Origin of the sequence: Ochrobactrum teleogrylli (assembly GCF_006376685.1) — a bacterium.
GTDB lineage: Bacteria > Pseudomonadota > Alphaproteobacteria > Rhizobiales > Rhizobiaceae > Brucella > Brucella teleogrylli.
The window spans coordinates 125031-136896 of record NZ_VEWL01000006.1; the positions used below are offsets into that span (position 1 = coordinate 125031).

The following is an 11866-nucleotide window of genomic DNA, read 5'->3' on the forward strand; positions in this document are numbered from 1 at the left end:
GTCTGATTCCCCTCCCCGCACATCAGGTCATCACGCGCCTTGGCATCAAAACGATGAACAATCCTGCCGCTCGTGCGTTAGTTACCTGTTCCCAATGTAAAACGGAGGAAATCCCGATGGACTGGAATCGTGTTGAAGGCAACTGGAAACAGGTCAAAGGTAAGATCCAGGAACAATGGGGCAAGCTGACAGACGATGATCTCGACCAGATCAGCGGTCGCCGCGAACAGCTTGAGGGTAAGATTCAGGAGCGGTACGGAGTCGCGAAAGACCGCGCCAAATCCGAAATTGATGACTGGTATAATCGACAGCAATGGCTGTCATGAATGAAACCCCGCCACGGCGGGGTTTTTCTTGGGCTACACTTTTGCGCACGGACGCAACACTGTTCTGCATGCGCCCGACTTGAGCCCGCCCGACTTTCCCGGTATCCAAGAGCTGAGACTGTTCGATGTTCTGCTGCGCAGGGGTTTTAAATGTCGCATAAACTGAATGTTGCTGCTTGTGCATTGGCGCTTCCTGCGCTGGCATCCTGCACGTCGCCTTCAGCCAGCGTCAATCCGCCGAAGCCGCCAGTCGATCCGACACCTATCCTCGGCACCTGGTGCAGCAATAATGACAAGCGCTTCACAATTTCGCAGGAGCGCTTCGACAGCCGCGACATGCAGTGTACCGTCATGAAGCTCGACAATTACAAGGGAACGTTCACGCTCAATCTGGTTTGCGAAAACGACCAACAGCAGGCCAGTGAAAACGTGACCATCACGCCGATTGGTGACGCAGTGGAAATCGTATTCCTGTCGAAAGGCGTGCGCCACACGCGGGCCAACCGTTGCGGGCCTGCCCCTTCTGCGCCTGTTGTGGCGCCTACGCCATCCGAGCCCACCCCGGCCTCTCCGGTCGTACAATAAAAGATAGCCAGCACGACACCTCTGCACGGTTGAGAATTCCGGGCTTGCTCGGAGTTTCGCAGCAGCGTGCCTGCTATTTTTCCGCCGGTCTAAATCGCATGCGGGCGACGACCGGCGCAGGTTTCCTCATGAAACAGGCAAAAAATGTCGGAACGATCCTGAAATCAAACCGTTAGGACTATGAACACTCAATTCAGAAAGGAGAGCAGTTATGTTTAGAACGACACTTCTGACGGCAGCGTGTGCACTCTTGATTGGTGCTCCAGCCCTTGCGCAGACGGCGGCTCCCACCGCGACAACGCCCGGCACGGATGCGCCCGCACAACAGGATCTGCCTGTTTCCACCAAGAACATGTTCGGCGCAGCACCCTCCCCTGACAACAACAAGATCGGCTTTGTCGAGCCTAAGGAAGGCGAAGTTCTCGTCTCCAGCTTCATTGGCCGAAGCGTTTATGAAAGCGATGCCAATGATGCAAAATCCATCGGTAAGCTGAATGACCTGATCGTCAGTGCTGATGGTTCGGTTGTAGCAGCCGTGATCGGCGTCGGCGGCTTCCTTGGCGTCGGTGAGAAGGACGTGGCCGTAAGCCCGGATGTCTTGCAGCTCGCGACCCGTAGCGACGGAAACACCTGGCTGGTTCTCAGCGCAACGAAGGACCAGTTGACCGCAGCGCCTGCTTTCGACCGCTCCAAGGTCTTCACCAATGGCGTGGCCGATCCAAACGCAGCCAAGGAAAGCGAGGCTCCGGCCAGCGGTGAGACGACTACCCCGGCGACACCCGCAACGCCTGCCCCGGCTCAATAAAAGCTGACCAAATGACAGCTATGGCCCCGATCTGTGATAGGTTCGGGGCCATAACCGATTCAGCGGACCTTTCTCACAAAGGCCCGCACTTTTATCCATTGGGCTCAATCGGAGGCTACGCCAATGAAGAAAGCTGTTCTCATCTGCATCGCGGCATTGTCGGCCAGCAGCTTCGCCGCAATCAATTCCGTTGAGGCCTCGACCTCTCCCAAGCAGCGCGCCGCCGAAGTCAAGGCCGTCATCGACGCGGTCTCTCGCGAACTGCCGAAGAACCCGATCAATACGGTTATGTATATCCGGGCGAATAATTTCGAGGTTCTCGCCGGCACCTGCACCGTGCGCGCGCATATCGTCTCTTCCAAGCCCACCGCGTCGGACAAAGGCGACAAGATCAAGGTCCGCCTCAACCGGCAGCGTTGCGTGCGCTAGAACGCATCCTGAAGCGCCTGCGTTTGTAAGAGATTGCTTATTGTTAACGTCGCTCAATATGGCGGATTAAGCGTATCCGTGCGATAGTATCGGCCATGAGAACAAGGGCGCTAATAAGGGCACGGCATACCGCTCTGATGGCGGTCAGGGTGCTGTGTCTTGTCGTGCCGATTATTGTCGCCCTCACCGCCCTCATGCTTATCGCCAAATATGACGACGACAGGAATATCGTGACGAATACCGGCGTTGCAGGCGCGACGATGCCGAACGGCAACTGAACAATTTTCGCAATGCATTTGGGCGGTTGGAAAATGGTGGGCGTGTCCAGGAAGACGTAATGAGAGTTTGCCCCGCGTAACGGGGCAAACCCCTCAACCGCCGAAAAATGATGTTTTCCCTCCGCGATTCGCCGAACCAAAGCTCAACGTAGGTTTTTTATTGCCGCTCGCAACAATGGTCGCGGTCGATTTATCGGATTTCACTGTCTGGGTATCTATGTTTCCGTTGATCGGTGCAGCTGCAAATGCAGTTCCTGCCGTCATGAATGCACCAACGGCTAACAAAGCTATGGTCTTCATCGTTCCTCCTTTGCTGGCCCCGCCAGCTGACGCCGAAAATACGATGAGATCATGCGGGCGTTGACACACAATCCGGTGTTACGAAACGCTAGATTTCATTTAAATGATATACGGCACTTGTCGTATTTCGGCATGGTAGGACGCAGAAAATAAACGCCCCACACCACATGATGGACGCTGCGGAGGCATTAAGGCTTGATTTGTGGAAATAAATGGTGGGCGCGACAGGGATTGAACCTGTGACCCCTCCCGTGTGAAGGGAGTGCTCTACCGCTGAGCTACGCGCCCTTAGAGGCACATATGTGCTCAATCAAGGTGACGCGGATATACGTTCCCGCTCAGGGCAAAGTCAAGCATGACCACACTTATTTCCCAAATGATTTTCCCTGCCGAAAACCGTCCGGGCAGACCCAACGAAAATGGCGACTATCGAACGATAGCCGCCATATCCAAGGATTAAACATCCGTACTTCTGACAGATACCAGGGGCGTAACGCCGATTAAATTGCTGCCAGACGCGAAGCCACCGTCTTGTCGGATGCCTTCTGCATGCCCGAGTCGCGATCATAAACGTCACTGTAATAACGAATCTGGCCATTCGCATCCGGCCATGCCGTGAAATAGGAAATATAGACCGGCACCGGCTCCGGCACCTTGATGCCGCGCTCGTTCTTGCCGAAATATTTCTCCAAATCACCGACTGGCTTGCCGAGTACTGCCGCAGCCATATCACGCGGGCGTTCCAGACGAATGCAGCCATGGCTGAGCGCACGCATGTCACGGCTGAAATAGGACTTTGCCGGCGTATCATGCATGTAGATATCATGTTCGTTCGGGAACAGGATTTTCAGTTCGCCCAAGGCATTGTCGAGGCTCGGCTTCTGACGAATACCGACATGCGCCTTTCCCGAAGCAACCGCGCTCCAATTAACGGCGCTCGCCGAAACCTTCTTGCCGCCGACATAGACTTCATAGCCGTTGCGGTCGAGATAGCTCGTGTCGCGCATGACCTTCGGCAGCATTTCGTTCAGAATAATCGAACGCGGCACACCCCAGGACGGATTGAAGACGACGGTTTGCACCTTGTTGTAGAAGAAATAGGTCTGATGGGTCGGCGAGCCGATTACCACATTCATACCCAGCTTTTCCTGGCCGCCTTCGAAATATTCAGCGCGGTATGCGGGCTGGTTGACCATTACATAGCGCGTGCCGAAATCATGCGGCAGCCAGCGCAGACGTTCCATCGAATAGAGAATACGGTCGCGCTTGACGGATGATTGCTCACCCTGCAACGCCGAAATCGTGTTTCGTCCGATAACCCCATCGGGCGCGCCGCCTGAAAGCTTCTGATAGTCCTTGATCGCGGAAACAAGTTCCGGATCGTAAAGGCTCGTATCGGCATGGGCCTGCAACACATCGCGGTGCTTTTCCAGATAATCAGCAGGCGCGTGTTTAGTAATCAGGGCAACCACCTTGCTCAACTGGTCGCTGGTGTCGCCCGGACGAATGACGCCGTCGAGCGACACGCGAATGGGTTCGCCCGTCGGTGCATCTGTCTGGGACAAAGCCTGCTTCAAAGCCGCATATTGCGCATTATCCGGCTGGAACCCGTGCAAATAGGCGGATGCATCCGCTTCACCGGCCAGTCTTTCCAGCACAGTTTTGGGATCGACGCGATCACGCGGCAGGTCGTGGAAACCGCTCAGGCGGTCGGCGATCACGCGTCCCTCGCCTGCATCCATCGCATAGCGCAATGCCCGGGCCGACATGCGAACTTCAAACTCTGCCAGCTTCTGCTGACGTTCCGCATTCTGCGACGGATCGAAATTGTCCGAAGGGATCGTGACTGCATATTCATCCGGATTGAGACCGTCTTCGCCAGCGCGTGCGAAGAAAGCGGCTACGGCCTTGGCGCGGTCAAGCACCTTGCCGTCGGCAGACCACATGAAGGAACGGTTGGTCGAATAATAGGAAACAATCGCTTCAGCGATTGGCTTTTCAGCCTTCACATCAACCGACTTCAGATAGTCCATGGCGGCGTCGAAAGCGCGGTTGCCAGCCGTTTCGGTCGTATCAGGCACCTTTTCCACACGGATCGGCGACATGCCGGATGTCAGTGGATCAACAGTTGGCGCAGAGGTTGCCGCAGTCACCTGCAAATCGAGCGCGCTGAAATCAATCTTGATCAGCGTTTCCGGCTTGTAATCATAAATCTCCGGCCCCTTGACCGTCACACGCTGCGCTGGCGGAGCGATACGCGTGCGCGCTGCCGGTGCGGCGGCAGCTGGTGCTGCTTTTATGCGCGGCGGGACGGCTGCTGGTGGAAGCGGTGCAACGGGCTGCTCGGCCTGTTGGCGGCGCTGTTGAAACAGCTCGAAAAGTGAATTTGCTGCCTGTGCCTGCGTGACCGGGAACAAGGCCGATGCGGCAAGAGCCAGTACCATCGCATTGCGGATGTAAGACCCGCTGGTGCGATTTTTCTTTGCATCCATCTGCGCGCGCCGAGAAAACTGCATTTCAACCGCCAAAGTTAGCATGTCCGCCGAAAGGCGAATCCATCTCAATCATTTCGCGTAGATTTTATGAATCTCGTATAGAAAGTTTTAACGCTAATGCCACTTCTTTCAATTTCTTGCTCGAAAATAATCACAAAACTTTGAGGGAGGCGCATCCGCGCAACAGCTGGCCCGCAAGGGATGCCGCTCATCATCCCCCCATTGCGCAATGTGCCGCAGTGGATTCCGCCTTTCATCGCGCTAAAAGCCCCTCTGAATTAACCCCGGACGCTGCCCGGCAATCCGGGTTTTGAGCAACATACGTGCAGGCTGGCGATCTCGCGATTTCTGGCCGGTGCGGCAGGCAAGCAAGCGAGGTACCACGATGGCAGAAGCAAGCGCCGCCGATCTCTTTCCTCTTGGCGAAGACACCACCCCTTACCGCAAACTAACCTCCGACCATGTTTCGGTCGATACGTTCAAGGGTCAGGAAATTCTGACCGTCGATCCGGAAGGTCTGCGTCTTCTGTCCGAGGCGGCATTTGCCGACATCAACCATCTGCTGCGTCCCGGCCATTTGCAGCAGCTTGCCAAAATCATGGAAGACCCGGAAGCGACCGACAATGATCGCTTCGTCGCCTATGATCTTCTGAAAAACGCGAATATCGCCGCAGGCGGCGTCCTGCCGATGTGTCAGGATACCGGCACCGCGATCATCATGGGCAAGAAGGGCCGTCGCGTCTGGACAGAAGGCGGCGATGCCGATGCGCTCGGCAGCGGCGTGCTCGACGCCTATAACAAGAAAAACCTGCGTTATTCGCAGCTGGCGCCGCTGTCGATGTTCGAAGAGAAGAACACTAAGAACAACCTGCCTGCGCAGATCGACATTTATGAAGAAGGCGAAGACGCCTACAAGTTCCTCTTCGTGGCAAAGGGTGGCGGCTCAGCCAACAAGACGTTCCTTTATCAGGGCACGCCTTCGCTTTTGACCCATGACCGGATGATGGATTTCCTCAAGGACAAGATCCTGAGCCTCGGCACAGCGGCCTGCCCGCCTTACCATCTCGCTATCGTCATCGGCGGCACGTCAGCCGAGATGAACCTCAAGACGGTCAAGCTCGCCTCGACGCGTTATCTCGACAGCCTGCCGACGGCGGGTTCGGAAACTGGCCATGCGTTCCGCGATCTGGAAATGGAAGCCGAAATCCACAAGCTGACCCAGTCACTGGGCGTCGGCGCGCAGTTCGGCGGCAAATATTTCTGCCATGACGTGCGCGTCATCCGTCTGCCGCGCCATGGCGCATCGCTGCCGATCGGTATCGGCGTGTCCTGCTCGGCAGACCGTCAGGCCAAAGGCAAGATCACCAAGGAAGGCATCTTTCTGGAACAGCTGGAGACCAATCCCGCGCAATACATGCCGGATATCGACGAAGAAAAGCTCTCCTCGCATGTGGTGAAGATCGACCTCAACCAGCCGATGGCCGAAATCTTGAAGGAGCTGTCCAAGCATCCCGTCAAGACACAGCTTTCGCTGACTGGCCCGATTATCGTCGCCCGCGATCTGGCACATGCGAAAATTCGCGAACGGCTGGAAAACGGCGAATCCATGCCGGATTATTTCAAGAACCACCCGATTTATTATGCCGGTCCGGCCAAGACTCCCGCTGGTTATGCATCGGGTTCGTTCGGCCCGACGACGGCTGGGCGCATGGATTCCTATGTCGACCAGTTCCAGTCGTTTGGCGGCTCCATGGTGATGCTCGCCAAGGGTAACCGTTCGCGTCAGGTGCGCGAAGCCTGCGGAAGCCATGGCGGTTTCTATCTCGGCTCCATTGGTGGTCCCGCCGCCCGTCTGGCGCAGGACTGCATCAAGAAAGTGGAAGTGGTCGAGTATCCGGAACTCGGCATGGAAGCCATCTGGCGCATCGAAGTGGAAGATTTCCCAGCTTTCATCGTCATCGACGACAAGGGCAATGATTTCTTCAAGGAACTCAACCTGGGTTGATCTGGCCCGATTGATCTCCGAAACGAATAAGGGCGGCTCTTAGAGCCGCCCTTTTGTATCAGGCATTCGCTCCGCCATCGGCGGTTAGCGTAGCACCCGTAACGAAGCGCGACTCTGGACCGGCAAGCCATGCCACCAAGCTCGCAATATCATCCGGCGAGCCATAGCTGCCGGTCGCGATGCGCTCCAGCTGCGGACCGGAGTGATCGCCGTCAGCAGGATTCATATCCGTATTGGTTGACCCCGGCTGCACGACATTCACCGTAACGCCCTTGGGGCCAAGATCGCGGGCAAGCCCCTTCGTCAGACCAATGAGCGCCGACTTGCTGGCGGCATAGAGGCTGATCCCCGGCCATGCGACAAGGTCCGCCAGATTGGAGCCAATGGTGACGATACGCCCGCCCTCACCCAGATGCGGCGCAGCCGCTATAACAGCGGCGAAAACAGCTCGGAAATTGACCGCCATCACCTCATCGAAATCCGCAATCGTCGTCTCACCCAGCGGAGCAGCGCGCCAGATGCCAGCGCTGTTGACCAGAATATCCAGCCGTCCCAGCTCTTTGACCGCCGCTGAAATCGCGGCGGCAATTTCATCCGCATGACGATTATCCGCCTTGAACGCGACTGCCCGGCCGCCTTCGGCGGCAATCTCGGACACGACCGCTTCGGCTTTTTCCCTGGAACTCACATAGGTGATGGCGACGATGGCACCGTCCTTGGCCAGCCGTCGCGCAATCGCGGCACCAATGCCGCGGCTGCCGCCGGTTACGAAGGCCACCTTCCCATTCAAAGGTTTTCCCGACATGAAATATCCTTTCTGTAACGATTGATACATAAAAGGTGTCAGGCTTGTCGAATGACGTCAAGTGGATTATTTAACGATCAATACAAAAAGGAGATAGCCGTGTCGGAACGCGGAAGACCTCGCAACTTTGACCGGGAAAAGGCATTGCGCGCAGCAATGTATGTTTTCTGGGAAAAGGGCTTTGACGGCGCATCACTGTCAGACCTGACAGCCGCCATGGGCATCAATGCGCCGAGCCTCTATGCCGCCTTCGGCAGCAAGGAGGGGCTTTATATGCATGCCTTGTCGCTCTATTCGAGCGAAGTCGGCACAGATATCTGGACGCAACTGGAAGAAACATCGGACGTAAAGCAGGCATTCGAGCGCTTTTTGCTGGTGAGTGCCGAGACTTTCTCGGTCACCGACAAGCCGCGCGGGTGCCTGATTGCGCTGGATGCGCTGTACCGCACCCAGTCCAGCCAGAATGTCTGCAATGAACTGAAGGCGCGTCGCAACGGGAATATCGACGTGCTGCGCGCCCGCCTTCAACGCAGTGTCGAGGAAGGCTCCTTGCCCGCGACCATCGACACCGACGCTATCGCCACCTTTTACGCGACGGTACAGAACGGTATGTCCATCCTGGCGCGCGATGGTGGCAGCGTGGAAAGTCTTGTCGCCACGGCGCATGGCGCGATGGCGGCGTGGGACAGGCTCACCGCGGCCTGATTGGTTACGGGCCGCTTATGCCACGGCGCGCAAGGGTACCGGACCGCTCACGTAATCCGCGATTTTGTCGGCCACATCCGTGCTGGCGATGATCCGCCGGTGGCCAAGACCGTCAGCCCAGTGCAGACGGACATGTGGACCGGCTTTCGCTGCCATTTCCGCACAGCGCGCTGGCACTTCCTTGTCGTCGCGTGCGTGAATAACCAGCGTCGGGATCAACAATCGGCGCAGATGCACATCGGTATCGAAATCATGGATCGGGCGCGCGGCGATTTGCTGGACCGTGTCCTTCATTGCCTGACGCACATCAGCCTTCAAACGCAGCACCTTTCCGAAGCCGTCGAAAACACCCTCCATGGAATGCGGAGACGCAATCGTGACAAGCTTGGCAGGACGCCGCTCGCGATAACAGCCAAGCGGCCCCGCAGCCGCATTGACGACCACCGCACCGCCAAAGGAATGCCCGACCATGGCGTAGAACGGCCCATACTGACGCCACGCGGCATCCACCGACGCGATGGCCCGGATGAAATCCAGTTCGCGTCCCGCCGAATCGCCATGTCCCGGCAGATCGAGAGCGACAACCCGTTCGCCGCGTGCGACCAGCGCGCTGATAATGGCCATCATATCCGCACTGCGTGAACCCCAGCCATGCACTACCAGCGAGGTACGGGCATTCTGTCGAGCCATCCCTGCTGGCTCGAAAAGATAGGTTGCGACAACGCCCCGATCGATAATCAGGTCAAGCCGCTTTGCCTTGAGCAACTCGCGGCTCGTCTGGCGCAGCCTTTCCGCATAGGCTTTTGTTTGGGGCTTGCGGCTCGGTGTGCGACAGAAAATTCTGAATGCCGCGCGGCCGGCACGTTCCGGTGCGATGCGCCCAAGCACACCCAGACCGAATCGCGTAACCTGTAGGGATAACGTCGCCATAGCGGGGCCTCAATCATGTTCAATCCTGAACAAATAATTGTACAAGAATGAACAAAATGCAAGACAAGAATCAAAAGCTGCCGTGGGATAATCCGCGCTTTAAAAACTGGATTGCGGTTGCGAGAGCCGGCAAAGCGGTTGAACGCGCGCTGGCGCAGGGACTGGCACCCTTCGATCTCAAGATCGCCGACCTCGATGTGCTGATGAATATTTATCGCCACCCCGGCGAATCGCAGCACGATCTCGCGCGCCGGATTCTGGTCGGGCGCTCCAACATTACGATGTTACTGCCGAAACTGGAGAATCGGGGATTGCTAATGCGCACCGGCGATCCGGTAGACAAACGCATCATTCGCCTTACCCTCACGCCGGACGGCGAAAAGCTGCTCGGTGAAGCGCTTTCAGTCTATACCGATCTGATCGACCGCGTCATGGCGCAATCGACCGCAGCGCAATGCAATGCGATGGGCGACATGATGCGGGGTATCGCGGATATGCTGGAAAAGGATTAAGCTCGATTAGCGGTCGCGCTTGAGCCCTTTTTCGGCCAGCTCGTCGAGATAGGTCTGCCACAGCGTCTCCTTATCGGTGCCGAGCTTATGCAGATAGGTCCAGGAAAACAGGCCGGTGTCGTGCATGTCGTCAAAGGTTATGCGCACCGCATAATTGCCGACCGGCTCGACCTTGATGATTTCGACGTTGCGCTTGCCGCCAACCGTAATGCGTTGTTCGGGAGAATGGCCCTGCACTTCTGCCGACGGAGAAAGCACGCGCAACAGCTCGGCGGTCAGTTCAAATCGCTCTCCGTTGTCGAAAACCACCGTCAGCAATTTGCGGTCGCTGGAAACGCGCAGTTCGGTCGGCCAAACGTCGCTCATCGTTTTTCTCCATATTGAGCTTGCTCCGTCATCGTCGAAGCCTGCTTGTGATAGGCCGCATGCCAAAATACCGCAAGTGCATTGAAACTGCTTCAGCGGCGCAAAACTGGACAAGGCGTCGCGGAAGTCTTATCTCATAAGAACGGGTCGATACTGCGTCGCACCTCATGGAAACAATGGCTTCACAGATGAAAACCTTGCAGGCACAGCCCCTTGTTTCTCCAACCGGACCGATGATCGATCCTTTCGGGCGGATGGTCAGCTATCTGCGTGTTTCGGTGACGGATCGTTGCGACTTCCGCTGCACCTATTGCATGGCGGAACATATGACCTTTCTTCCCAAGAAGGATCTGCTGACGCTGGAAGAGCTGGAACGGCTCTGCACCGTGTTCATCGACAAGGGCGTGCGCAAGCTGCGGCTCACCGGCGGCGAGCCGCTGGTGCGCAAGAACATCATGCATCTGATCCGCGGGCTTTCGCGCCATCTGGCATCCGGAGCGCTGGACGAACTGACGCTGACCACCAACGGCTCGCAGCTTGCGCGCTTTGCCCATGAACTGGCCGATTGCGGCATGAAGCGCATCAATGTCTCGCTCGATACGCTGAACCCTGACAAGTTTCACGAAATAACCCGCTGGGGTGATCTCGCACGTGTGCTAGAAGGCATCGATGCCGCCCAGAAGGCCGGTATTCGCGTGAAGATCAATGCCGTGGCGCTCAAAGATTTCAACGAGCTCGAAATCCCCGAGCTGATCCGCTGGGCTCATGGTCGCGATATGGACCTGACGCTCATCGAAACCATGCCGATGGGCGAAATCGAATTCGACCGCACCGATCAGTATCTGCCGCTGTCGCAAGTGCGCAACGATCTCTCACGCCAGTTCACACTGACCGATATTCCGTACCGGACGGGCGGCCCTGCCCGCTATGTGACGATCGAGGAAACTGGTGGTCGCCTTGGCTTCATCACGCCTCTGACGCATAATTTCTGCGAAAGCTGCAATCGCGTCCGCCTCACCTGCACAGGCATGCTTTATATGTGCCTCGGCCAGAATGACGATGCCGATCTGCGCAAGGTGCTGCGGGAAAACGACAGCGATGCGTTTTTGAGCCGGGCTATCGATGAGGCAATCTCGCGCAAACCCAAGGGCCATGATTTCATCATTGATCGCGATCATAACCGCCCAGCTGTGGCGCGCCACATGAGCCTGACGGGTGGTTAATCACCGCGCTATACTTTTGGGCGAAAATAATCACAAATAATTGTCGCACAATAAACTTTAACAAGGTATTGGATTCTAAACTGGATTCTATACCGTGCTGCA

The 11866-nt window shown here is 56.8% G+C and carries 14 protein-coding genes and 1 tRNA gene; 9 read left to right on the plus strand and 6 right to left on the minus strand.

Translation table 11 applies throughout. The annotated features are described in order from the left end of the window. The first annotated feature begins 116 nt into the window (after positions 1-116). From FIC94_RS11785 to FIC94_RS22440, 5 genes are all read left to right on the plus strand, one after another. Positions 117-326: a CsbD family protein gene (locus FIC94_RS11785; protein WP_109369106.1), complete on the plus strand. Its 210-nt coding sequence runs from the start codon at positions 117-119 to the stop codon at positions 324-326. Between the two features lie 150 nt (positions 327-476). Next, positions 477-911: a hypothetical protein gene (locus FIC94_RS11790; RefSeq protein ID WP_180917971.1), complete on the plus strand. Its 435-nt coding sequence runs from the start codon at positions 477-479 to the stop codon at positions 909-911. A 211-nt stretch (positions 912-1122) separates the two neighbouring features. Then, entirely contained in the window at positions 1123-1716 is a 594-nt protein-coding gene (locus FIC94_RS11795; RefSeq protein ID WP_140025002.1) for a PRC-barrel domain-containing protein, read from the plus strand. A gap of 123 nt (positions 1717-1839) precedes the next feature. After that, the gene (locus FIC94_RS11800; RefSeq protein WP_140025003.1) at positions 1840-2145 is read left to right on the plus strand and encodes a hypothetical protein; all 306 of its coding nucleotides are present in this window, start codon (positions 1840-1842) and stop codon (positions 2143-2145) included. Between the two features lie 137 nt (positions 2146-2282). After that, the gene (locus FIC94_RS22440) at positions 2283-2423 is read left to right on the plus strand and encodes a hypothetical protein (protein ID WP_171318396.1); all 141 of its coding nucleotides are present in this window, start codon (positions 2283-2285) and stop codon (positions 2421-2423) included. Between the two features lie 93 nt (positions 2424-2516). Here FIC94_RS22440 and FIC94_RS11805 read toward each other — a convergent pair whose 3' ends face one another. The 3 genes from FIC94_RS11805 to FIC94_RS11815 all read right to left on the minus strand — a co-directional run bounded on the left by FIC94_RS11805 (position 2517) and on the right by FIC94_RS11815 (position 5215). Further along, the gene (locus FIC94_RS11805) at positions 2517-2723 is read right to left on the minus strand and encodes a hypothetical protein (RefSeq protein WP_140025004.1); all 207 of its coding nucleotides are present in this window, start codon (positions 2721-2723) and stop codon (positions 2517-2519) included. 213 nt (positions 2724-2936) lie between these two features. Next, positions 2937-3011, minus strand: a tRNA-Val gene (locus tag FIC94_RS11810). Between the two features lie 212 nt (positions 3012-3223). Continuing rightward, complete coding sequence (locus tag FIC94_RS11815; protein WP_371830908.1) at positions 3224-5215, minus strand: L,D-transpeptidase family protein; 1992 nt, start codon at positions 5213-5215, stop codon at positions 3224-3226. 388 nt (positions 5216-5603) lie between these two features. Here FIC94_RS11815 and FIC94_RS11820 point away from each other — a divergent pair, with 388 nt between their 5' ends. Beyond that, positions 5604-7223: a fumarate hydratase gene (locus FIC94_RS11820; RefSeq protein ID WP_140025006.1), complete on the plus strand. Its 1620-nt coding sequence runs from the start codon at positions 5604-5606 to the stop codon at positions 7221-7223. Between the two features lie 58 nt (positions 7224-7281). Here FIC94_RS11820 and FIC94_RS11825 read toward each other — a convergent pair whose 3' ends face one another. Then, positions 7282-8028 carry a 3-oxoacyl-ACP reductase family protein gene (locus FIC94_RS11825; RefSeq protein ID WP_140025007.1) on the minus strand — a complete coding sequence of 249 codons (747 nt, stop codon included), beginning with the start codon at positions 8026-8028 and terminating at the stop codon, positions 7282-7284. A gap of 99 nt (positions 8029-8127) precedes the next feature. Here FIC94_RS11825 and FIC94_RS11830 point away from each other — a divergent pair, with 99 nt between their 5' ends. Further along, positions 8128-8733 carry a TetR/AcrR family transcriptional regulator gene (locus FIC94_RS11830; protein WP_140025008.1) on the plus strand — a complete coding sequence of 202 codons (606 nt, stop codon included), beginning with the start codon at positions 8128-8130 and terminating at the stop codon, positions 8731-8733. 15 nt (positions 8734-8748) lie between these two features. Here the strand turns inward: FIC94_RS11830 and FIC94_RS11835 are convergent, their stop codons facing one another. Next, entirely contained in the window at positions 8749-9663 is a 915-nt protein-coding gene (locus tag FIC94_RS11835) for an alpha/beta fold hydrolase (RefSeq protein ID WP_140025009.1), read from the minus strand. Between the two features lie 47 nt (positions 9664-9710). On the opposite strand from FIC94_RS11835, the gene FIC94_RS11840 reads away from it, so the two are divergent. Beyond that, positions 9711-10175 carry a MarR family winged helix-turn-helix transcriptional regulator gene (locus FIC94_RS11840; protein ID WP_140025010.1) on the plus strand — a complete coding sequence of 155 codons (465 nt, stop codon included), beginning with the start codon at positions 9711-9713 and terminating at the stop codon, positions 10173-10175. Between the two features lie 6 nt (positions 10176-10181). Here FIC94_RS11840 and FIC94_RS11845 read toward each other — a convergent pair whose 3' ends face one another. After that, positions 10182-10541: a gamma-butyrobetaine hydroxylase family protein gene (locus FIC94_RS11845; protein WP_140025011.1), complete on the minus strand. Its 360-nt coding sequence runs from the start codon at positions 10539-10541 to the stop codon at positions 10182-10184. Positions 10542-10729: 188 nt separating this feature from the next. Here FIC94_RS11845 and moaA point away from each other — a divergent pair, with 188 nt between their 5' ends. Next, positions 10730-11764, plus strand: a complete 1035-nt coding sequence (gene moaA, locus FIC94_RS11850; RefSeq protein WP_140025081.1) for a GTP 3',8-cyclase MoaA — start codon at positions 10730-10732, stop codon at positions 11762-11764. Positions 11765-11866: the final 102 nt, after the last annotated feature.